The sequence below is a fragment of the Paenibacillus sp. TSA_86.1 genome, from assembly GCF_052691815.1.
Map to the genome: position 1 here is coordinate 349,058 of NZ_JBQZGE010000001.1, position 22,479 is coordinate 371,536.

Annotated in this window: 19 protein-coding genes; 17 read left to right on the forward strand and 2 right to left on the reverse strand. The window is 45.5% G+C overall.

The annotated features are described in order from the left end of the window. The first annotated feature begins 15 nt into the window (after positions 1-15). The 15 genes from ACUTVW_RS01460 (at position 16) to ACUTVW_RS01530 (ending at position 16,966) form a co-directional block, all read left to right on the forward strand. Positions 16-1,083, forward strand: coding sequence for a glycosyltransferase family 4 protein (locus tag ACUTVW_RS01460; RefSeq protein ID WP_445644146.1), 1,068 nt, complete (start codon positions 16-18; stop codon positions 1,081-1,083). Positions 1,084-1,115: 32 nt separating this feature from the next. Beyond that, on the forward strand, positions 1,116-2,060 hold the full coding sequence (locus ACUTVW_RS01465) for a glycosyltransferase family 2 protein (protein ID WP_445644147.1): 945 nt from the start codon (positions 1,116-1,118) through the stop codon (positions 2,058-2,060). An 11-nt stretch (positions 2,061-2,071) separates the two neighbouring features. Beyond that, a complete protein-coding gene (locus tag ACUTVW_RS01470) occupies positions 2,072-3,094 on the forward strand; it encodes a glycosyltransferase (RefSeq protein WP_445644148.1) in 1,023 nt (340 codons plus the stop codon). A gap of 27 nt (positions 3,095-3,121) precedes the next feature. Then, positions 3,122-4,024, forward strand: a complete 903-nt coding sequence (locus ACUTVW_RS01475; protein WP_445644149.1) for a glycosyltransferase — start codon at positions 3,122-3,124, stop codon at positions 4,022-4,024. A gap of 8 nt (positions 4,025-4,032) precedes the next feature. After that, positions 4,033-5,409 (forward strand): lipopolysaccharide biosynthesis protein, encoded by a 1,377-nt coding sequence (locus tag ACUTVW_RS01480; protein ID WP_445644150.1) that lies wholly within the window; start codon positions 4,033-4,035, stop codon positions 5,407-5,409. Further along, the gene (locus ACUTVW_RS01485; RefSeq protein ID WP_445644151.1) at positions 5,396-6,460 is read left to right on the forward strand and encodes a polysaccharide pyruvyl transferase family protein; all 1,065 of its coding nucleotides are present in this window, start codon (positions 5,396-5,398) and stop codon (positions 6,458-6,460) included. The genes ACUTVW_RS01480 and ACUTVW_RS01485 overlap by 14 nt, the downstream gene beginning before the upstream one ends. Next, positions 6,457-7,845, forward strand: coding sequence for a sugar phosphate nucleotidyltransferase (locus tag ACUTVW_RS01490; protein WP_445644152.1), 1,389 nt, complete (start codon positions 6,457-6,459; stop codon positions 7,843-7,845). The genes ACUTVW_RS01485 and ACUTVW_RS01490 overlap by 4 nt, the downstream gene beginning before the upstream one ends. A gap of 32 nt (positions 7,846-7,877) precedes the next feature. Then, complete coding sequence (locus ACUTVW_RS01495) at positions 7,878-9,209, forward strand: UDP-glucose dehydrogenase family protein (protein ID WP_445644153.1); 1,332 nt, start codon at positions 7,878-7,880, stop codon at positions 9,207-9,209. Positions 9,210-9,220: 11 nt separating this feature from the next. Next, on the forward strand, positions 9,221-10,144 hold the full coding sequence (locus ACUTVW_RS01500; protein WP_445644154.1) for an LCP family glycopolymer transferase: 924 nt from the start codon (positions 9,221-9,223) through the stop codon (positions 10,142-10,144). A 21-nt stretch (positions 10,145-10,165) separates the two neighbouring features. Further along, the gene (locus ACUTVW_RS01505; protein WP_445644155.1) at positions 10,166-12,310 is read left to right on the forward strand and encodes a hypothetical protein; all 2,145 of its coding nucleotides are present in this window, start codon (positions 10,166-10,168) and stop codon (positions 12,308-12,310) included. A 10-nt stretch (positions 12,311-12,320) separates the two neighbouring features. After that, on the forward strand, positions 12,321-12,881 hold the full coding sequence (locus ACUTVW_RS01510; protein WP_445644156.1) for a VanZ family protein: 561 nt from the start codon (positions 12,321-12,323) through the stop codon (positions 12,879-12,881). A gap of 98 nt (positions 12,882-12,979) precedes the next feature. Then, positions 12,980-13,492 (forward strand): hypothetical protein, encoded by a 513-nt coding sequence (locus tag ACUTVW_RS01515; protein ID WP_445644157.1) that lies wholly within the window; start codon positions 12,980-12,982, stop codon positions 13,490-13,492. A gap of 575 nt (positions 13,493-14,067) precedes the next feature. Continuing rightward, positions 14,068-14,979 carry an ABC transporter ATP-binding protein gene (locus tag ACUTVW_RS01520; protein ID WP_445644158.1) on the forward strand — a complete coding sequence of 304 codons (912 nt, stop codon included), beginning with the start codon at positions 14,068-14,070 and terminating at the stop codon, positions 14,977-14,979. Continuing rightward, positions 14,972-15,763, forward strand: a complete 792-nt coding sequence (locus ACUTVW_RS01525) for an ABC transporter permease (RefSeq protein WP_445644159.1) — start codon at positions 14,972-14,974, stop codon at positions 15,761-15,763. The genes ACUTVW_RS01520 and ACUTVW_RS01525 overlap by 8 nt, the downstream gene beginning before the upstream one ends. 129 nt (positions 15,764-15,892) lie before the next feature. After that, positions 15,893-16,966, forward strand: a complete 1,074-nt coding sequence (locus ACUTVW_RS01530) for an AI-2E family transporter (protein WP_445644160.1) — start codon at positions 15,893-15,895, stop codon at positions 16,964-16,966. Between the two features lie 71 nt (positions 16,967-17,037). Here ACUTVW_RS01530 and ACUTVW_RS01535 read toward each other — a convergent pair whose 3' ends face one another. Beyond that, complete coding sequence (locus ACUTVW_RS01535; RefSeq protein ID WP_445644161.1) at positions 17,038-18,390, reverse strand: hemolysin family protein; 1,353 nt, start codon at positions 18,388-18,390, stop codon at positions 17,038-17,040. Positions 18,391-18,778: 388 nt separating this feature from the next. Between ACUTVW_RS01535 and cls the strand changes: the two genes are divergently transcribed. Further along, positions 18,779-20,218, forward strand: a complete 1,440-nt coding sequence (gene cls, locus ACUTVW_RS01540) for a cardiolipin synthase (RefSeq protein ID WP_445644162.1) — start codon at positions 18,779-18,781, stop codon at positions 20,216-20,218. 353 nt (positions 20,219-20,571) lie between these two features. Next, positions 20,572-21,483: a YitT family protein gene (locus ACUTVW_RS01545; RefSeq protein ID WP_434752496.1), complete on the forward strand. Its 912-nt coding sequence runs from the start codon at positions 20,572-20,574 to the stop codon at positions 21,481-21,483. A gap of 95 nt (positions 21,484-21,578) precedes the next feature. Here ACUTVW_RS01545 and ligD read toward each other — a convergent pair whose 3' ends face one another. Further along, complete coding sequence (gene ligD, locus ACUTVW_RS01550; RefSeq protein ID WP_445644163.1) at positions 21,579-22,469, reverse strand: non-homologous end-joining DNA ligase; 891 nt, start codon at positions 22,467-22,469, stop codon at positions 21,579-21,581. Positions 22,470-22,479: the final 10 nt, after the last annotated feature.

Below are 22,479 nucleotides of genomic sequence, written 5' to 3' on the forward strand. Positions count from 1 at the left end.
AAAAAGGAGTCTGTCATGAAACCAAAAGTATTGGTTGTTGGATCATCCTTGAGGGATATGGGTGGAATCGTGAGTGTGATCAAAAACATCGAAGATTCCTCCATCTCCGAGTTGTACCCCATGCAACGGGTCGAAACATACATCACGGGCAGCGTATTCTCACGTCTGCTTATTTTCATACAAGGATACTTGAAGTTTTGGATGAAGCTGTACACGTTTAAACCGGACATTGTTCATATTCATATGGCTAACAACGGTAGTTTCTATCGAAAATCACTGTTTCTCCTGACGGCACGCAAGCTGTTTCGTAAGTCGGTTATACTCCATATTCATGCGGCGAGCTTTGATGAGTTCTACAACAAATTCTCCCTGCAACGCAAGTATTGCCATTATATTTTAAATCAGGCTGACAAGTTGATCGTGTTGTCCCATACGTGGAGAGAATATTTCGCAACCATCGTTCCGGATCATGTGATAGAAGTGCTGTTTAACGGCGTATTTGTGAAAGCCCCACGACCCAAATCGCAGCAGCCTGCGGTGAATGCTCTGTTCCTGGGCAGACTTGGGGAGCGAAAAGGAGTCTATGATCTGCTTCAATCGATCCAGCAATTGAAGGCAAAAGGGGTTCATGCCATCTTCAATCTGGCAGGGGATGGTGAAGTAAATGAAGTCAAAGCGGTTGTACAGCAATACGGGATTGAGGATTGTGTTAACGTACTCGGCTGGATTAACGGAGAGCAAAAGGAAAAGCTGATGCAGGAGGCGGATTTCTTGGTACTGCCTTCCTATCATGAGGGATTACCTATGGCTATACTCGAAGCGATGAATTGTGGCTTGCCCATTATCTCGACCACAGTGGGAGGTATTCCCGAGGTCATTACATCGGGTCATAATGGGCTGTTAATCGAGCCGGGAGATGTGCACGGGCTGACAGCGGCACTGAATGACCTCATTGTAGATGAAGAGACCCGAATAAAAATGGGCTCATATAACCGAGAGATTATCTCCGAACGATTTGATATTAATCTGCTGATGGGCAGATTGTCAGGGATATATGATGCATTACAGGTCAAGGTATCCTAGTGAAATCCGAATGAACAGGAAAAGGTGATGGTATGAATCCTCTGGTATCTTGCGTCATTACAACGCATAATCGGGTCAACTTGTTACAATTTGCACTGAACAGTGTGCTTGCACAAACATATCCGGAACTGGAAATTTTCATTGTAGACGATGGCTCGGAAGACACTACGCCTGAAGTCTGTCAGGCCTGGGCTCGTGAAGATTCACGCATTCGTTACATTCGGGTGCCCTTTCCCCAGGGGGCCAATCATGCGCGGAATATAGGCATATCCCAAGCGAACGGTAAATATATTGCTTTCCTTGACGACGATGACGAGTGGAAGCCTGACAAAATCAAAATCCAGTGTGAAGTGCTGGAGGGGACAGAGGAATCGTTTACCTTTTGCAGCAAATATCTGGCGTATACCAATGATCAGCATCAGGTGGTCAAACGAAAATTATCTGCAGAAGATCGGGATGTCATCCGTTACGAGGATCTGCTTACGTTCAATTGGATTGGAGAAACGTCCAAAATTATGGTGCTGACTTCGCTAGCGCGGGACGTGAGGTTTGATGAGAATTTGACCTCGGCTCAGGACTATGACTTTTATCTGCGCATCCTCAAACGGGGATATGTTGCCGTTAATGTGAAAGAACCGCTAGTGGACATCAATATCCATAGTGGCCCGCGCATCTCCACCTCGACAAGTGCCAAATATAAAGGACAGCGCAAAATTATTTTGAAATACTACAATGATATGTCCAAAGAGCAGAAGCGCCGCCAACTGCATCACTATCGCATGCTGGAATGGTCCCGGAACAGGCTTCGCAATCATGTGTACCTGAAGAAAGCATTATCGTTGTATCCGTGGTGGAAAGACTGGGTGCTGCTCAAGCGCAACATCAAAATCATCATGCTGGGTTACTTGATGCGATTTCAGACAAGACGTGTGGCGGGGGCTTACGCTGAGGAGCCTGTACGAATGAAACTGAAGTAAGAGGTGTGTGGATGGAAAATCCGACAGTATATATGCTGCCAAAGATGATCGAGAACAACAAGTTTAATGAACTGTTGTCCGGCTCCATCGAGAATAAGGGGTGGAAGGTAAAGCAGTTTACGAAGCAGGATTTGTTGAAGCTCAAAAAGAATGATATCGTACATTTCCACTGGCCCAGCTTCTATTATAGAGGTTCATCCGTGTTGTCCACCGTAATCAAGTCCATGCTTTATTTGCTGATGATTGCTTATGCACGTCTTCGCGGAGTGAAATTATTTTGGACGGTTCATAACATCTGGCCTCATAACAGCGGAAAAACCAGATTGGATTATTGGATGAGAAAAATACTGGTCGCCAATTGTGTGAAGCTGATTGTTATGGGCAAACCGTTGATCCCCGAAATTTGTTCAACCTTTGGTGTAGATGAAGAGAGAATCGAGATTATCCCTCACGGTCATTACAAAGGAGTATACACGGGAAAAGGCGTGGACATCCGCTCACAGTTTGGCATTCCGGAGAATAGCTACGTGTATGGTTTCTTTGGGCAGGTTTCCCCGTACAAGGGTGTAGATGATCTGCTTGATGCCTTTGAGGGGTTGCAGTCGGAACAGGCACATCTGCTGATTGCTGGACGAAAAGTGAAAGAGTATGAACTGGACACCCGGGTTCTCCAGAGTGGCAAGGTGCATACTCATTTTCATTTCATAGAAGATGATGAATATTCTGATTATTTTGCTGCGGTCGATTCGATCATTCTTCCTTATAAACAGATTGCGACCTCGGGCAGTGCCATTCTGGCTTTGACCTTTGGCAAACCTGTAGCAGCCCCGCGGATCGGCTTGCTGGAGGAATATTTGCCTGATGATTGTGCTGTGCTTTATGACCCGGCGGAACCCGATGGGTTAATTAAGGCAATGCATCTGATTCGCATGAAACAATCGGAGTTTGAGGAAGGCAGCGGATTTGTCAAAGCGCTGGAACGGCTGGATTGGCCAGTCATCGCGCAGCGAACACTTACGTTGTATTCAGGTTGACCTATTTTAGAATATGGGGATGAAACGATGAAGGTGACTGTTGCAATATGTACGTATAATCGTGCACAGGACGCTATAGAGGCGATACGCAGTGCTGTACAGCAGAGTTATGCCAGTGATGATTACGAGATTTTATTGATTGATAACAATTCAAAAGACAACACTCGTGATCAGGTACTGCAAACGATTCTGCAAAATGACCAGCACCATATCCGATATGTGCTTGAAGTGAAGCAAGGGTTATCTGTAGCCCGCAACCGTGCCATTCAGGAAGCTCGTGGTCAGTATATTTTATTTTTGGATGATGACGCATTTGCTAGCAAGGACTGGATTCGGCACATTGTGCATGTGTTCGAAATGGATGAACAGATTGGATGTGTCGGCGGACGGATCGATCCGATCTGGGAAGTGCCCGAACCGATGTGGATTCCACCAGAGAACCGGTCATTATTCACGATACTGGATTTTGCCAATGAAGTGACCGAGATGAAAAGTCCCTCTATTCCCTTCGGGGCAAATGTAGCGTTTCGCCTATCCGTGTTTACTGAGCTGGCACCATTCCGCGAAGATTTGGGCAGAGTGGGAAACAATCTTCTCTCTAGTGAGGAGAGTGAACTGATTGCCAGAATTCGAACTCGGTATAAAGTGTATTATACGCCGTACGGGTCGGTGCAACATAAAGTGGCCAAGGAGCGAACCACGAAAAACTGGTTTCTGCGCAGGATCTACTGGCAGGGCGTAAGTGATGCGATCAGGGATCAACATCGGGGAGTTCTACGTACAACCAAACATGGCATCAAGCTGGTACAAGGGATTACAACGGCTCTGATCTATATTTATAATGCCGATCGTTTTACAAGACAACTGGCCAAAGTATGTTACCGCAACGGAATGATTGTTGGATCGCTTCGTCAAAACAGTAAGGGATGAGGATCGTTATGGCTCAAGTAGCACTAAGTAAAGTATTACGTGGGAACGGCTTGATGAGTGCTATCTTTCAGACAAGCGGGACGAATCTGCTAGTCATGGCACTGACGATGCTGTCTTCCATTCTTACATCACGTATGTTTGGAGTAGAAGGAAAAGGGGCATTTTCGGCCATCCTTTTCTGGCCGGCATTGTTAACCGGTTTGGTCGGGTTTGGTCTCCCTACGTCCATTATATACAACATCAAACAGAGCGCGAGTGAGAAGAGTGCGCAATATGTCCGTTTAAGCTTTTTGTTTCAAATCCCAGTGTGCGTCATTATTGGTGTGGTTGCCTGGTTCGGTCTTCCATTCTGGCTCTCAAGCTTCCCACCCGAAGTGATTCAAATTTCCAGGTGGTACACGATAGCAACCGTTCCCGTGCTGATTGTCATCAATCTCATATCGGCCCTCTCGCAAAGCCGGGAGAAATTCGCGATTTATAATGGCATCCGATTAATGATCCCCCTCTTTAATGTAGGCGGGCTTTTTGTGTTGTGGGGACTGGGCATGCTCAATATCCAGCTCGCGGCAGCAATCTATTTTATTACCAGCTTCTCGGTTGTGGTGTGGGCAATCTATGCCAACCGTAATGAATTGAGACTGAGGTGGTTCCGGGATCAGGTAGACCAGGTTACGGCGAAGAAGCTTTTTGGGTATGGCGGCAAGGTGTATGGGGTAGAACTGCTGGGCACGCTGTACACCCAGTTTGATAAAATCATTATTCTGGCCCTGCTCACACCGCGTGATTTTGGTCTGTATTCTGTTGTATTTGCACTATCACGAATCTACAATGCAGTGCAGACTGCGATCAGCAATGTAGTTTTTCCGAAAGTCACTGGGCAGCCTCAGGAACAAATCATCCGAACGGTAGGTCGGGCATTTCGTATCTCCCTGATCGTCATGATGATTATTGTGATCCCAACGATGTTTGTCGGAAACTATCTGATGGGCCTGCTGTTTGGTTCTGAATTTCTGGAGGCCAGTGTGGCCTTCTACATTTTAGCTTTCGAATGCATTATTGGCGGGGGGTCATGGATTCTCGCATCTGCTTTTAATGCTCTGGGACGTCCAGGACTTGTGATGGTCAGACAACTTATCGCACTTTCCGTCACGGTAGCATTATTTTTCGTGTTCACTCCCTTGTGGGGATTGAATGGTATTGCCATAGCGTTGCTGGTCGGTTCCATTGTACGTATGTTGGTTACGGTAGCCGCCATGAAAATCGTGTTCAAAGTCAGATTTGGGACAATGTTCTTTGACAAACGGGACCTGCGGTTTCTGTATGAACGGTTAAATAAAAAAAGAAAAAGAGTGACCCAAGGAGGAGATGGAGATGCTGGACACTAACAATATTCATCCCATGGAAGAGTTGAAGGGACATTTACGTCAGATTTTGCAGGTGATTCCACCTGAAAGTAATATCTACTATCTGGATTATCCGGTGTATAGTAACGGCGGAGACCTGCTTATTATGAAAGGGACGGAAGCCTTTTTCCGGGATAACGACATTCATGTGCTTGCCAGATACAGCGTCTTGGATTGTCCATTGTCACTAAAAGTACCAGATGGGGTCACAATTGTACTTCAGGGTGGAGGCAATTTTGGCGATCTGTATCCTGCTCATCAGAAATTGAGGGAGCGGATGATTGCCCAGCATCCGAATCACCGGATCGTCATTCTGCCCCAGACGATGTTTTACAAGAGTGATATCGAATTGAAAAAGACAGCGCAGGTATTCAATCGTCATAAAGATGTACATTTCTTTGTCAGAGATACCGTATCCTATGAAATTGCCAAAAAGGAGTTTCACCAAACACACGTGTATCTGTCACCGGATATGGCGCATCAACTATGGCCGTTAAGAGCTACAGGGAAACCACATACGGAGATGTTATACTTTTTCCGGAAGGACATTGAGAAAACCAAAAACCAGAACCAATACGAATCTGTCAGTGATCCCGAAGCAGTATTTAAGGATTGGGAGACCGTATACAACCGAGTCGACCGAAAAATCATTCGCATGACTCATTCTTGGCTTAAAACGGGTAAAGGTCGATCATTCGCTTGCTGGTTGTGGTACAAATATTCGGATCGGATGGTACATACCGCGATTAAAGAGTTCAGCAAATATAAAACTGTCACAACGTCCCGCCTGCATGGGCATATTCTGGCTTGTCTGCTCGACCAGCCTAATGTGCTGCTGGATAACTCCTATGGCAAAAACTCAAACTATTACGCTGCATGGACGAAGAATAATCCGGCAGGTCGATTGGAAGCGAACAAATCGGGAGGTACCGGGAAGTCTGGAATTCCTGAGAGATCTGGGTCGTCGAACCCAGCATCAGAGCCTGTTCAAGGTTCCGGGACTATTGTGCTGTCGGATGGAGCTGCGTTATGAGAAGCATTCTTCTATCCGGCGGCTCTGGCAAACGTCTCTGGCCATTGTCCAATGATGCCAGGTCCAAGCAGTTTCTTAAAGTTCTTCGCAGTCCTTCAGGTGATTTGGAGTCGATGGTACAACGTGTTTGGCGTCAAATGAACGAGAGTGGGCTTGCTTCACAGGCACTCATTGCCACGAGTCTGTCGCAGGTCGAGATTCTGACTTCGCAGCTTGGTGAAGAAGTGCAGCTGGTAGTGGAGCCGGAGCGACGGGATACCTTTCCAGCGATCGCCCTCGCAGCTTCCTATTTATATTCCGTGGAGAGTGTGAGCCTAAGCGAAACGGTAGCTGTGCTGCCGGTTGATCCGTTCGTGGAAAAAGAATTTTTTGAGGCGTTATGCACCTTGCCAGAGATGATGGAAAAGTCAGGTGCAGATATGGCTTTGATGGGAGTTGTACCGAACCATCCATCCGAGAAATATGGATATATTATCCCGGATGGGGATAAAGAAAGTTCAGGCATGACCGCGAAGGAATATATTCATGTAGCCAAGTTTCAAGAAAAACCCTGCGAATCCGATGCAGCTCTCATGATGGAGCAGAATGCGTTATGGAATTGCGGGGTTTTTGCCTTTAAGCTCGGCTATTTGATCAATTTGTTAATTGAGATGGAGCTGCCAATCCAGTATGACGAGATGCTGAAACAATACGGGAGATTACAAAAAATAAGTTTTGATTACAAGGTCGTTGAACAGGCGAAACAGGTTATAGCTGTGCCCTATAACGGATTCTGGAAGGATCTTGGTACATGGAATACCCTGACGGAAGAGATGGATACCACGGTAGTAGGCAAAGGGTGGATTACAGCAGATAGCCAAAACATACACCTCGTCAATGAACTAAACATTCCGGTGGCTATCCTGGGACTTTCGGATGTTGTGGTAGCTGTAAGCCCGGACGGTATTTTGGTCAGTGATAAGGAGTCCAGTCCAAGAATCAAAGAGATCTTGCAAAACGAGGATCAGCGTCCCATGTATGAGGAGCGCAGATGGGGATGTTATCGGGTGTTGGATCACACAAGAAATGAAGCCGGGGGCGAGGTGCTAACCAAAAGGATTTGCATTACTGCAGGTAGAAATCTTAGTTACCAGTATCATTTACTTCGCAATGAGGTGTGGACTGTCGCATCGGGGGAAGGCGAACTGATTCTGAATGGACTGAGCCGTAAGATTGCTGTGGGGGATACCGTAGTCATTGATAAAAGCATGCTCCACTCTGTACGTGCGATCACAGAACTTGAAATCATAGAAGTACAGATCGGTACCCAACTGATTGAAGAAGACATCGTGCGAGTATGCTCGGAATGGAAAGATATCGTTCAGACTTATGTAAGGCATGCGTAACCATCACTTTAGGACTTGGGGGAGATCTTGGAATGAATATTACGGTCATTGGCACGGGGTATGTGGGACTTGTATCGGGCGTATGCTTTTCAGAGCTGGGCAATCAGGTTATTTGTGTTGACAACAATGTGGAAAAAGTAAATTTGCTCACGGATGGCCATGTGCCGATCTATGAACCAGGGCTGAAGGAGATCATGAACAACAACATGAAGGCTGGCAGATTGTCATTTACAACGAATATTCAAGATGCGATCAGTTATTCGGATATCATTATCATCGCTGTGGGCACACCTTCACTGCCTAACGGCGAGGCTAATCTCAGTTATATTGAGCTTGTCGCGCGGGAAATTGGTTCTCATATGGATAATTACAAAATAATAATGACAAAAAGCACAGTTCCTGTCGGAACCAATGATCGGATTCAGGAGTGGATCAGCAGTCTGACAGACCAGCCGTTTGATATAGCTTCCGTACCCGAATTTCTGCGTGAAGGTACAGCCGTACAGGATACGCTCTATCCTGACCGAATCGTAATTGGTACTTCGAGCGTCCGGGCAGAGCAGGTACTGAGAGAATTGCATCAGCCACTTACGGATCAGATTATCGTCACGGATATCCGCTCCGCAGAGATGATTAAATATGCGTCCAATGCTTTTTTGGCAACCAAAATCTCCTTTATTAACGAAATTTCGAATATTTGCGAGAAGGTAGGTGCAGATGTCAGCCGTGTTGCAGAGGGGATGGGATATGACAGACGAATTGGTGCATCATTTCTCAAAGCTGGTATTGGTTACGGAGGATCATGTTTCCCTAAGGATACTCAGGCGTTGATTCAAATTGCAGGCAATGTAGACTATGACTTCAAGCTGTTGAAATCCGTTGTGGAAGTAAACAAAGATCAGCGTTTTAATGTGATTCGTAAACTGGAAGATGCGCTCGGTTCACTGAAAGGCAAAGAAATTGCCATTTGGGGGCTTGCATTTAAACCAGATACCGATGATGTACGTGATGCTCCAGCTATAGAGATTATTCAGCGTTTGCTGGAAGAAGGGGCCCGTGTTCGTACATATGATCCGATTGCCACGGTGAACTTCCGAAAAGAGGTAGACTCACCTTCTATTACTTGGGAAGAGCATGCTATGAATGCAGCCGAAGGCGCTGATGCACTCTGTGTACTGACCGAATGGAAGGAATTCATGGAAGTGAATCTGGTTGAACTCTCCACTCGAATGAAACAGCCTATTCTGATTGATGGCCGGAATATTTACGATGAGGCACAAATCAAGGATAGTTCCTTCCAATATTATGCCGTGGGACGTCCAGGTCTGACCAATATTGAAAGCAGAAAACCCGCAATCATCTGACGGAGGCGAATATGATGAGACTGGGGATTAAAATTACAGTTGGAGCAGTGGTCTTCATGGTCGTTCTGCTGCTGGGATATTCCGTTTATCTGTATCTGCATGTCAAATCGGCTGCGGAAGAGATGTATGAGCCCCGGGAGCCGATTAAAACGGTTTCGATTACAGATCAGCGTGGCGGGGGCGACTTCCCTGTAGAAATGGAAAATAAGGAAGCTTTCAATGCGCTGATTCTAGGCGTGGATGAACGCAGCAATGATCGTGGCCGCTCAGATACGATCATTGTTCTCAGTGTAAATCCGGCCAAACAGTCCATGCTGATGTTTAACATTCCCCGCGATACCCGAACCAGTATCGTGGGACATGGTACGGAGGATAAAATAAACCATGCTTACGCATTCGGGGGCGTGAACATGTCTGTGCAATCCGTGGAAAAACTGCTGGATATTCCTATACACTACTACATGAAAGTTAACATGGAAGGGTTTGCGCAGGTCATTGATATGCTAGGAGGCGTCGACGTGAATAATCCGTTTGCCTTTGACTACGAAGGAAGGCGCTTTGAGCAGGGAAGCATCCATCTCGATGGTGAGGCAGCACTTGGGTTTTCACGAATGCGCTACGATGATCCAAAAGGAGATTTGGGTCGGAATGATCGTCAGCGTGAAATTATTCAGCAGGTTTTGAAAAATACAGTACAGGTATCTAACATGTTTCAGTTTGAGTATTTGCTAAATGAAGTTAGTGCACATGTCAGAACAGATGTAACTTTTGATGAGATGAAGCAGATGTTCACCAATTATCGACCGGTGCTGGACCATATTGACTCCATTGAAATTAAAGGCTCAGGCAAAAAAATAGACGGAATCTATTATTATATGGTGGATCAGGCGGAGAGGGACAGAATTCACCAAATGATTATGGAGCACACAAGATGATCGGATAGGGCGGTGAACCAGATGCGTATCTCCACGCTTTTGAAATTATCAATGATTATGCTGTTCATGTATATGCTGATGATACCTGCAAGTACAAGTGTTGTTCAATCAGCTCAAAGCTATCACTGGAAGCATGTGCCTATTGGTGGCGGGGGGTACGTTACAGGGGTTGTCATTCATCCGACCGAACCTGATCTGGTTTATGCTCGTACCGACGTTGGAGGGGCTTATCGTCTGGATAGTTCTTCTGGAAACTGGATTCCGCTGCTGGATCATTTTGGGGATGAAGATAGCAATCTGTATGGGGTAGATGGTATTGCATTGGACCAGCAGAATCCCAATGTGGTCTATATTGCTGCCGGGAAGTATGGCAATGTCGGACCAAGTGATATTCTGAAATCCACGGACCGCGGAGCTACTTGGAGACGTACAGGACTGAACCTTCGGAATGAAGCTAATGGTAATATTCATCGAGCTATGGGGGAGAGTATAGCCGTCAATCCAACCAATTCAAACTATCTGCATGTGGGGACACGTTATGATGGTTTGTATACATCCAGTGACGGTGCGACCACCTGGAGCAAAGTAAGAGACGTCCCTAATGGGTTATCCGGAGAGGGTATACGTAGTGTAACCTACGGACTGAATCCTGTGACGAAGCAGGGGCAAGTTGTGTATGCAGGTGTACGTGGTATCGGTGTGTATAGCAAAGCCCCAAGAAGTAACGGACAGACGACCTGGCAACTAACGGGCCGGAGTCCTGAGTACCCCGCCCGCATGACTGCAGCAAAAAACGGCACGTTATATGTTACTACGGATAACCAAGGGATTTTTAAGTACAATGGTGTGCAGTGGACCAACATCACTCCAAGCTCCAGTTATTCCTCGTATTACGGCATTACAATCGATCCTAGAAACGATAATCACATTCTGGCTGCAGTTCGGACAGGTGGAGATAATCTGCCTCTTTATCGTTCGGTAAACGGAGGAAGGAACTGGACCATAATCCATAAAACACTGGTTTCCAAGCCGGGATGGTGGACACCTAATATGTTTTTCTCCGCAACATCCAGTCTCGAATTTGACCCCCACAATGCTGGTTCCGTGTATGCTTCGGATTGGTTCGGTGTTTACAAGACAAGTAACATCAATGGTACAAATGGAGTGGCAGGATCGGCAAGCACATGGGAAGCCATTACGGATGGACATGAAGAAGTGGTTGCACTCACAGCTTCAACTCCACCGCAAGGCACATCGTTTTTCAGTGGTTTAACCGACCAGATCGGATTCCGGCATGACAACGTAACGGAGATTCCGCTTAACAAACTCCCGCTCGCGGGTATGCGTGAAATTGTCAGTATCGATTACCATGAGGCTAATCCGAATCACATGGTCTTTCTGGGAAGCAGTGACTGGTACGGTACAACAACCCGTTTATTTGTCTCCTCCAATAATGGTGTTTCCGTAACACCGATGAATCTTCCAGCAGGATCTACGTTGGGACGGCTGGCTTACTCGGCTACCAATCCAAACGTCATTATCTATTATCCGCAAACGGGCAATCCAGTCAGGAGTACTAACAGGGGAACAACATGGCAAAACATGAACGGCGCCCCTTTTCAGGCTATTGGTGGAAGTATGGTTTTCACTTATAATCATCCACTTGCAGCTGATCGCATCAACGGATATAAATTTTACATGTATGCTGCAGGTTATTTGTATCGCTCAACCGATGCAGGAGCTAATTGGTACAAAGCCAATGCCATCCGACTTCCGGTTAGTGAGGAGATCATTAAAGTAGAGGCTGCTCCTGGATTGGCGAATCGTGTATGGGTGAGTCTGGGGACGGATGGATTGTATGCTTCTGCAAACTCGGGTTCGACCTTTACAAAGGTTCAGGGCGTACAGAGCTCCAGATTGTTTTCTTTTGGCAAAAATAAGCCTGGTCAGACGGTACCGAGCGTATATGTATATGGGACTGTGAATAATATCAACGGTTTTTTCCGTTCAGATGATATGGGTGTGACCTGGAGTAATATCGGTCCGTCGGGTGAAGGTATTGGCCTGGGCAATGAACCACAGATCATGGTTGCTGATCGTCAAACCTACGGTCGTGTCTATATTGGCACGAATGGCAGAGGGATCTATGTTGGATCATTAGAGTAATAAGTTAGTCATGAAAGTCATGAAAGTGGTGAACAAGATGGCAATGAAGGAAGGCTCCCGAAGTCAAAGGGATAAACATACACGTAGAACATACGGATGGTGGATTGCCCTGCTATTGGTTGTCATCTGGATTGTGCTCATCTGGTCGATGTCTGCTCAATCGTATCAGCAGCAGAATATTCAGCCGTGGCTTCACAAATTGACGCAGAAGGTGCACATCGGGTTCACACTGCCCGATGTGCATTTTACGTATAGTGGACATGAGTATTCGCTAAAGCAAAGACCATATGATTTTGTGGAATTCGTCTTCCGCAAGACTGCGCATCTATTTGTTTATGCAGTACTGGCAGTGCTAGTCTATAGCAGTCTACGCTACAAGAGAGTGCGTGTAAGGACATGTATTGTGGTGGCGCTGATGATCGTTGCGATGATTGCTTCCATTGATGAGTATATTCAACAGTTTAGCCCCAATCGTACAAGTTCGATTCGGGATGTTGGTGTTGACTTGATTGGTGCATGTTGTGGTATTGCAATCTACACAGGAATTCGAGCTTTATTGAGGAGCAAATAATTGATTTCCCAGGAAATGCCGTTGGTAGCTCGGCCACAGCTTCTACTTGCTTGCGAACCATCATACATATGGTGTAGGCAGGACAAGGGGGCTGGATTATGCTGCGAAGAAGAAACCGTAATGCACTGATCAAAAAGATAGGGCTCATTTTGTTTGTACTGATTTTGCTGTGGCTGATTGTCAGGAGTGTGCCCGCGTTGTTCCGTGCAGATGCGCCTGCGGAGGCTGCGGCTGTGGCAGAAGAGTTTTATAAATACGAGAAAACGGGTGATTTCGGAAGCTCCTGGGAGCTTTTCCATCCTTTAATGAAAGAACGTTTCCCGAAGAGTGCCTATGTGCAGAACAGAGCACACATATTTATGCAGCATTTTGGTGTGCAGACGTTTGAATTAAAGACGGAACCGCCGAAGCGGGAATTTGATGTGGAGATCATAAAAGGAGTGAAACCTTTTTCAGAAGCTTACAAGATAAATGTTACACAAACGTATTCCGGAACTTTCGGAAAGTTTGATCTCGTGCAGACTTGTTATCTGGTGCAGGATGGTAAGCAGTGGACGCTGCTATGGTATTATCCAGATGAGAGGAATAACAACACTGAAACTTCATCCTGATGAGTGATAGGGTTCATTGTCTGAGTGAGAGATGTAAAGTTACATATTGTGTCATATATTTGCAGGTTGATCTAACCGATTTGTATCATTAGTCCCTAATTGAGCGCTATAGATGCGAGACTTTTGTCGCATTTATAGCGTTTTTTTTGGTTTTAACTCTATTTCTATGTTTAAAAAGCTTGACAATAGTCCCGGTGTCAAGTAAATTACGAGTTAGGATACAAAATGTATCAAATTTCAGCTCCTAACGACAAATAACAGGGACCAGAGGCTCCCTGTGAGGGGAAGGTATTCCATTGAATGAAACGGGCCGCTTTTACTGTGTCAGTTGTGGGATGATTGTGTCGGTCACTAGAGACGCTGCCCAGAAGCAAGAGGGCAATGGAGGCAATCACGTATTTCGTACTGGATTTTACCGGAGTGAAATGCCGCTTGGATGCTGTGAAGCGTGTGTAGTTGAGTCAAAACGAGAAGGGCAATCCCAGATTGCAGGACAATATACTAAAGATTATGATACACTATGCTCATATGAGAAACGGGCATGAAATAAGCCCGTCCATGAAGGAGAGGATTGAATGCAGCAGGAGCCGGTTGTCCGACTTCAAGGCGTCAGTAAAATCATTTCCTCCCGATCATTGGTCAGCGACCTGACCCTGGATATTTCTCCGGGGCAGGTTTTTGGTTTTTTAGGACCGAATGGCGCGGGGAAGACAACAACGATTCGAATGATGGTAGGTTTGATGTCCATTAGTAAAGGAGATATTTTCATCTCTGGACACAGTGTGAAGAATGAGTTTGAAAAAGCGATATCCCAAGTAGGGGCAATTGTGGAAAACCCGGAGATGTACAAATTCCTGACTGGATATCAGAATCTGGTACATTTTGCCCGTATGTCACCTGGTGTTACCAAGGAGCGTATTGCAGAGACCATTGAGCGTGTAGGCCTGACTGCCCGCATTCACGACAAGGTTAAAACCTATTCATTGGGTATGCGTCAGCGTCTTGGTGTTGCACAAGCTATCTTACATAGACCCAAGCTGCTTGTTCTGGATGAGCCCACAAACGGTTTGGATCCTCAAGGAATAAGGGAATTGAGGGACTATCTTCGGCTTCTCACCCATGAAGAGGGGATCACAGTCTTTGTCTCAAGCCATCTATTGTCCGAGATGGAATTGATGTGTGATACCGTGGCTATTATTCAGAACGGTAAACTGATTGATGTTCGGAATCTGCGGGATGAACAAGCTTCAGATACCTTAATCGAAGTTGCTTTTGAAGTAGATGATGCAGAACGTGCTGTTCAACTTATGGAGGGAGAGGCGGTTATCCAGGGCAAGCTTATCGTGATGTCTCTCTCGAGGGAACAGATTCCTGATGTCAATGCCAAGCTGGTTCGAGAAGGTGTGCAGGTCTACGGTATTCGTAGTGTGACTCGTACGCTGGAAGATCAATTCTTGCAAATGACTGGAGGTGGCGGCATTGGGTAGTTTCGGCAATCTGCTACTGAATGAAAATATGAAGGTGTTCCGTCGTGTACGTACTTGGGTGATGCTAGCTATTCTTGCTCTGATTTCGTTGTTAATGCCCGTGTTATTACGGGAAGGTATGGGGGCGAGCGAGGCGTATTACTGGCAGCCAGCAGCTACAACAGTTCAGATTGCATTTTTCCTGAATACGATTTTCTGCGTGGTCATTGCAGCGGAATCGGTGGCGGGTGAATTTACATGGGGAACCATTAAACTGTTGTTGATCCGTCCATGGTCACGAAGCAAAATTCTGGCTTCCAAATATCTGACGGTAGTGGGTTTCAGTATATTAAGTACACTATTGGTCATTGGTATGGCCATGCTTAGCTCGTATATTTTGTTCTCTCATGATGCTCCTGTAGAGAGTAATATAATAGCGACCGAGGCGCTAACGAGATGGGGATATCTGTATATTGACCTGTTCATTACTCTGGCGATTGCCTTTATGGTATCTTCAGTATTTCGCTCGGGTGCGCTTGCTATTGGTTTGTCCCTGTTTATTATGTTCACGCAAAATATTTTTTCGCTGATCTTTAATCCGGATCGATATGAATGGGCTAAATATGTACTCTTCAACAATATGAATCTGAGCAAATATATGAATGCTTCATCGGATATAGGTTTGATGAACGGTCCAAGTGCAGGTATGACTCTCGGTTTCTCTTTGGCAGTTCTCGCCGCATATTATGTTATCTTTATGGTGATATCCTGGGTTGTGTTCAACAAAAGAGATGTGGCAGGTTAATTCCTGCCTCTTTTTTTGTTTGTATGTGGCATAGCTGTCTATTCAGGGTACATACTGGTATTGTAATGTTAGAATCATATTATGGACGCAGTCACCTTGTCAGGACAGCGCATGGAGGGATCACGTTTCTTGATTAACAACAAATTTTATCGCATATGCACGGCAGTTATTTTACTTCTGCTGATCGTGTATCTGGGAGATAAGGTGAACTTTATTTTCCGCCCTCTTACTTCGCTGATTCATATCATCATTATTCCGCTCCTGATCGCAGGGTTTTTCTATTACCTTTTGCGTCCGCTCGTGGACTTCATGGAACGGCATAAAATAAAAAGGGCACTGTCTGTTCTGATTATTTATGTCGTTGTTGGACTCTTCATCGCAGGATTCAGCGTTCTCGTGTGGCCTTCCCTGCGAGAACAGTTATGGAATTTTATCGAAAATGCACCTAAGCTTATTTCTTCCCTTGTGGAGCAGATTAAAGCGCTGGAAAACAATCGTTTTCTTGCCCGTTACCTGCCTGAGGATTCAGACTTGTTCACCAGGTTGTCCGAGTATTTAAGTCAGGGGATTACGCAGGTTACGGATTATGTCTCAGGTCTGTTTTCGGTTGTATCCAATCTGGTCATTATTCTGGCAACATTCCCGATTATGCTCTATTACATGCTCAAGGAAGGCAGTAAATTTGGAACCAACTTGACGCTGTTGTTGCCGAGACATTATCGAAAAGACGGAGAAGAAACGGTGCATGAAATTGATGAGGCCTTAAGCAATTATATTGTGGGCCGTGTTATCGTTAATGTGGCGCTGGGTATTCTCATGTTTATCGGTTTTCTTCTTATCGGGTTGCCTTATGCGCTGTTATTAACGGTGGTATCTATTATTCTGAACTTTATTCCTTATGTGGGAGCTTTGCTGGCGGCCATTCCTGTTGTGATCGTTGCTTTTATCGACTCGCCTTCCATGGCGCTCTGGTCTCTGATCATTATCGTCATTGCACAGCAAATTCAGGATAATCTCATCTCTCCTTATGTCTATGGCAAACAGCTCGATATTCATCCGTTGACCACGGTCATCTTGTTGCTCGTCGGAGCTGATCTTGGCAACATTCTTGGAATGATTATTATCATTCCGCTGTACATGATCCTCAAGATTATTTTTCGTAAAATCCAAAACCGTATTGTCGAAGATCGAGCAGATGCCTAATGAGTTCGGGCTCAGCATAAAGAAAAGGTCTGTTCACCGTCATTTATGACGGTGGACAGACCTTTATTTGATCAAACGTTTGTTTCTTTCTCGTCTTCATCGGTGTAGTCTGCCATGTTCAGTGGTTCTTTAGGAACGATGGCAACTTTATAGAAGCGATTTTTATCTTTTTCCAACAGGACAAATGTCAGGTTCTCAACTTCATACTCATCTTGTTCGTTCATCTCCGGACGGTGGCTGTAGAGCCATCCACCGATGGTATCCCATTCATCCGCATCCAGCGAGGCCATAAACATATCGTTGACTTTGGACAACGAAACTTTGCCATCCATAATGACATAGTGTTCATTCACAATCTGGATTTCTTCTTCTTCATCTGCATCGAACTCATCACGAATCTCGCCAACGATCTGTTCCAGTACGTCCTCGATCGTTACGATTCCGGAGGTGCCTCCATACTCATCAACCAGTACGGCAATATGCACGCCGTCCTTCTGCATTTTTTTCAGCAGATCCTTAACCGGAGTAGTCTCATGAACGGCAGACACGGGTTGAATCAGGGAAGACAGGTCCACAGGCTCGTCGTTGCCGTACAACTCCAGGAAAAATTGTTTCGTATTGATGATGCCGATAATATCGTCTTTGTTCTCATTAACGACGGGGAAGCGAGTGTATTGCTCTTCCCGAATGATCTCGAGATTTTCCTCGTTCGTTCTATTTAGATAAAGGCAGACCATGTCGGTCCGGGGAACCATGATTTCTTTGGCCAGCATCTCATCAAAAGCAAAGATTCGGCTCACATAACCAAATTCAGCCTGATTGATTTTCCCGCTTTCAAAGCTTTCATTGATAATAATCTGCAACTCTTCTTCGGAGTGTGCATCTTCATGTTCGGAAGCAGGTTTGATGCCAAACAATTTAACCAACTGGTTCGCAGAGCCGTTTAACAGCCAGATAAAAGGATACATTACTCGGTTAAACCAGATGATAAGGCCGGACGTCAGCAGTGCAACAGTCTCCGCTTTGCGAATCGCTATCGTTTTGGGTGCAAGTTCACCCACAACAACGTGTAGATACGTGATCGCTACAAAGGCAATGACAAATGACAAGAATGAAGCGAGTGAATCCGGGATACTCATGCTTTCGAACACCGGATGGAGAATTTTCTCTACCGTAGGTTCACCGAGCCAGCCCAGTCCGAGAGACGTAATCGTGATCCCTAGCTGACAAGCAGACAGGTATCCGTCCAGATTGGCGACGGCCTGTTTCACAGCGAGTGCACGTTTGTTCCCTTCTGCAATCATTTGATCGATCCGGCTCATACGAACTCGTACCAGAGCGAACTCCACTGCCACAAAAAATGCTGATAACCCTATCAAAAATGCAACCAAAACCAAATTTAACGCATACCTCTCACTGTCCATTCACTACTCTTCTCCTTTTAAGTCTTAAGTTTTAACGAGTATTATATCTAATTTTACGTAAGAAGACCACCTTCTCCTGAAGAAAAGAGGAAGAGTCTGGAAGGGAAATGAGACAAGACAATGCTTTTTTCATGATTTCAGCTCATATGCCTATCAATACATAAGCTATTTTTTAACAAGCAGAAGTGGAGAAATAGGTATTATAAGTGATGTGATGGGTCTGCCTATGTAAAGTTTTATCTACGTTTTCGTTACGAATGGGGTCGACAATGGGTATCTATGATTAGCTGGAAACAATATCGTCAAAGCTGTTTAGCATGAAAGAGGACAAAGTTAGTTAGCAAGGTAACGGAACATTAAGAAAGTAAGGTCCTAAGGAGGAAGCCGCATGTTTTGGCTGGTCATTATTTTAATTGTTTTTATTTTTCAGGCGGCTACGATTCTTGTGCTGGAGTTCCGTAACCCGGCCAAAGCAGTGGCTTGGCTTTTCATATTATTTTGCGTGCCTCTGATTGGATTTGTGGTGTATTATTTCGTAGCACAAGACTACAGTAAACGCAAAAAACTGCGAAAGGGCGGGTCGCGAATTTTCCGGGAAATGCGTGAAACCATCTGGAAACAAGCCCACATCGTAGATGAGATTTCTCAAATGCCAGGAGACCGATATAAGCACCAGCACCGTTTATTCAACTTGTTATCTCATCTGTCCGAGAGCCCGATAACGGGATGCAACCGAAGCAAGGTGCTCACGAATGGGGAAGAGGCTTTCGCGGCTATGCTAAGAGAGATGGAAAAGGCCGAGCATCATCTACATGTCGAGTTTTATATTTTCAGGGATGATGTGATCGGTACTCGCTTTCAGCAGGTGATGATCCGTAAAGCACAGGAGGGAGTAAAAGTCAGGTTCATCTGCGATGGGCTTGGCAGTCATAAACTGAGCTGGAGTTTTATCCGCAAGCTTCAGGATGCGGGTGTTGAGTTTCATTTTTTTCTGCCGCCGCTCATTGCTACGATTGATCGCAGGGTCAATTATCGCAACCACCGAAAAATTGTAGTTGTGGATGGCAAGGTTGGTTTTGTTGGTGGTATTAACGTGGGAGATGATTATCTTGGCCAATATGCGGAGGTTGGATTTTGGAGGGATACGCATGTGCAGATTGAAGGAGATGCTGTCTATTTCCTGCAAAGCACATTTCTTAATGACTGGAAGCTGGCCTCGGGAAATCGGATTATGGAGCCGCAGCTCGAAGAATTGTTTCCGCCTCATATTTGCAGCGGCGGAGAACGGATTCAGATTTTGGGGAGTGGGCCTGATCAGGATTGGGATGCGATCCAGGAGATGTGTTTTGGCGCGATTTCAGTAGCTTGTGAACGGATATATATTACAACGCCGTATTTTATTCCTGATCCAGCTCTTTACGAGGCTCTCAAGACCGCTGCGGTCAGCGGGGTGGATGTGCGAATTGTTATTCCGTATCAGTCCGATTCACGGCTAGTGCATCTGGCATCCCTTTCTTATGTTGAAGAGTTGCTGCGTGCGGGTGTGAAATTTTATCAATACCGTAAAGGTTTTGTTCATGCGAAAGTAATGATTGTAGATGATCTGCTGGCAACGGTAGGTACAGCCAATATGGACATGCGGAGTTTCTTTTATAATTTTGAATTAACGGCCGTATTATTTGAAAGCTCGGCTATTCATCGTTTGCTGCATGATTTTGAACGTGATTTGGAAGAGTGTAGCGAGATTGAACCACAAGCATTTCAACATCGCTCACGCCTGCAAAAAGGGGGAGAAATACTTTCTCGGATGCTTTCTCCGCTTCTTTAGGCGATTTAGGGCAGATTTCCGAAGATAAATTCACTTTTTTTGAATTTATCTTCTTTTTGCTAAGTATTTTGTTCCAATTTGATCTTTTATGATATAATAGTTATATAAATCATGTCGTGACGAAGGAGGGGGAGTCTGGGGAAACAGGCTCCCTTTTGCTCTCTTTTGGAAGTGTGATCCGGCAAGCAGTACATCTTGAATCTATTTTATATCGCCTTTAGATGCCCGTTTTGATGGTGGGTCAGAGTACATGCAGAATACAGTTTGCTCAATTTCTACATGGAGCTTCCCCGTGGAGTGATTTAATGGATATATAAAATGGATTCACATTCTGATTTTACGGGGGGGATACCATGTCCAATGTAACGGTGAAAGAACTAACGGCCAAGCAAGCCGACCGCGGCGTCAAAAGCTCGGTGTTTACGCTAAAGTTGTTGCAGCGTATTGTAATGATCCTGATCGGTGCTGTGCTCATGGCTGTATCGCTTGAAGTATTCCTCGTGCCAAACGGCGTCATCGACGGCGGTATTACGGGGATCTCGATTATGGTGTCAGAGCTTACACATCTGCCGCTGGGCATATTTCTGACTTTGCTCAACATGCCTTTTCTAATCCTTGGTTACAAGCAGATCGGTAAGACCTTTGCATTATCTACTTTGCTGGGGATCGTAGTCATGTCCATTGGTACATCTCTACTGCACAAAGTTCCAGCGCTAACACCGGGTGAACCGCTTCTGGGTGCTGTATTCGGTGGGTTAATTCTGGGTATGGGAGTAGGTCTGGTCATTCGTTCTGGTGGTTCACTGGACGGTACAGAGATTGTTGCCATTCTGTTTAGTGAGAAATCACCGCTGTCTGTAGGACAGATTGTTTTGATTATTAACGTATTTATTTTCGCGGGTGCTGGATTTGTATTCGGCTGGCCGAACGCTCTATACTCGATGATTGCCTATTATATTGCGATGAAGGTGATTGATATCGTAAATGAAGGGCTAGATCAGTCCAAGTCGGTCTGGATCATCAGTGAGAAGTATCGCGATATCGGTTCAGCGTTGACGGATCGTCTGGGACGCGGTGTAACGTATCTGGACGGAGAAGGCGGCTTTAGTGGGGATGAGAAAAAGATTATTTTTGTTGTTATTACCCGTTTGGAAGAAGCCAAGCTGAAGTCCATCGTAGAGGATTGGGACCCGCAAGCCTTTATAGCCATCGGCAACATTCATGATGTAAAGGGCGGACGTTTCAAGAAAAAAGGCATCCATTAGTGATTCCTTCTTCTAAGTTTGAAGTAAATTAAACTGGAAATATCATCATATATGCAGTATGGAAATAGCCGATACCCTGAGTTTCAGGATATCGGCTATTTTTTCTTGAGATGTTTCAGGATCAGCTCCATAGGTTGCGGAGGTACGGCTGCAATCAGATCGCCTACCGTATTCAGACGTTCCATAATATTCATGAGGTGATAATCCTGGATGGAGACATCACGGCGTACCTCATCCCAAGTAAGCGGTGTGGAGACCGTTCCCCCCGGCTTGGCACGAGGTGTATAGGGAGCTGCCAACGTTTTGCCGCCATAATGCTGGAGATAATCAAAGTAAATTCGATCGCCACGATCTTTTTTCAGGCGTTCCAGTGTGAATAATTCAGGATGCTTTTGCGTGACGTATTTGCCTACAAAGTAACCAATATCTCGTAGCTCATCGAATGTTATACCCGAGGTGATCGGCACAATGATCTGAACGCCTGTAGCGCCAGATGTTTTGGGAACGGATTGTAATCCCAGGGAGGACAAGGTTTCACCTACAATCAGCGCGGCCTGCATGATTCGTGGTTCATGTTCCATGGAAGGGTCAAGATCAATTATCCATTCACATGGAAGTGTGCTGTTAATCGCATGCAGCGAAGGGTGGAATTCAAGTGCGGCCAGATTTCCCAGCCAGAGCAACTCAGGAAGTCCGTTCATAACAATGTAGCGGATGCCTTCATAATCCTGCGTGTGCACAAAATCAGGCAGCGGTTCTGGCGCGTTTTTTTGATAAAAGAACGTATCACCAGCGCCATGAGGATAACGAATTGTTGTTAGCAAACGGTTACGGGTGTACGTCAGCAGATACGGAGCAAGTGCGGCCAGCTTTTGCAAATAGATGGCTTTGGTTACACCAGCTTCAGGCCATAACAGCTTGTCTGGATTCGTGACGGTAAGTTCTACACCTTCGATTATGATAGAGCCTTTGATTTTGTGTGGCATAGAGGCCTCC

Coding starts and splice junctions, on each gene's coding strand:
- cls (WP_445644162.1), top strand. CDS start 18,779: ATGTTTTGGCTGGTCATTATTTTAATTGTTTTTATTTTTCAGGCGGCT.
- ACUTVW_RS01460 (WP_445644146.1), top strand. CDS start 16: ATGAAACCAAAAGTATTGGTTGTTGGATCATCCTTGAGGGATATGGGT.
- ACUTVW_RS01475 (WP_445644149.1), top strand. CDS start 3,122: ATGAAGGTGACTGTTGCAATATGTACGTATAATCGTGCACAGGACGCT.
- ACUTVW_RS01500 (WP_445644154.1), top strand. CDS start 9,221: ATGATGAGACTGGGGATTAAAATTACAGTTGGAGCAGTGGTCTTCATG.
- ACUTVW_RS01465 (WP_445644147.1), top strand. CDS start 1,116: ATGAATCCTCTGGTATCTTGCGTCATTACAACGCATAATCGGGTCAAC.
- ACUTVW_RS01470 (WP_445644148.1), top strand. CDS start 2,072: ATGGAAAATCCGACAGTATATATGCTGCCAAAGATGATCGAGAACAAC.
- ACUTVW_RS01490 (WP_445644152.1), top strand. CDS start 6,457: ATGAGAAGCATTCTTCTATCCGGCGGCTCTGGCAAACGTCTCTGGCCA.
- ACUTVW_RS01520 (WP_445644158.1), top strand. CDS start 14,068: ATGCAGCAGGAGCCGGTTGTCCGACTTCAAGGCGTCAGTAAAATCATT.
- ACUTVW_RS01535 (WP_445644161.1), bottom strand. CDS start 18,390: ATGGACAGTGAGAGGTATGCGTTAAATTTGGTTTTGGTTGCATTTTTG.
- ACUTVW_RS01495 (WP_445644153.1), top strand. CDS start 7,878: ATGAATATTACGGTCATTGGCACGGGGTATGTGGGACTTGTATCGGGC.
- ACUTVW_RS01480 (WP_445644150.1), top strand. CDS start 4,033: ATGGCTCAAGTAGCACTAAGTAAAGTATTACGTGGGAACGGCTTGATG.
- ACUTVW_RS01505 (WP_445644155.1), top strand. CDS start 10,166: ATGCGTATCTCCACGCTTTTGAAATTATCAATGATTATGCTGTTCATG.
- ligD (WP_445644163.1), bottom strand. CDS start 22,469: ATGCCACACAAAATCAAAGGCTCTATCATAATCGAAGGTGTAGAACTT.
- ACUTVW_RS01545 (WP_434752496.1), top strand. CDS start 20,572: ATGTCCAATGTAACGGTGAAAGAACTAACGGCCAAGCAAGCCGACCGC.
- ACUTVW_RS01510 (WP_445644156.1), top strand. CDS start 12,321: ATGAAAGTCATGAAAGTGGTGAACAAGATGGCAATGAAGGAAGGCTCC.
- ACUTVW_RS01515 (WP_445644157.1), top strand. CDS start 12,980: ATGCTGCGAAGAAGAAACCGTAATGCACTGATCAAAAAGATAGGGCTC.
- ACUTVW_RS01485 (WP_445644151.1), top strand. CDS start 5,396: ATGCTGGACACTAACAATATTCATCCCATGGAAGAGTTGAAGGGACAT.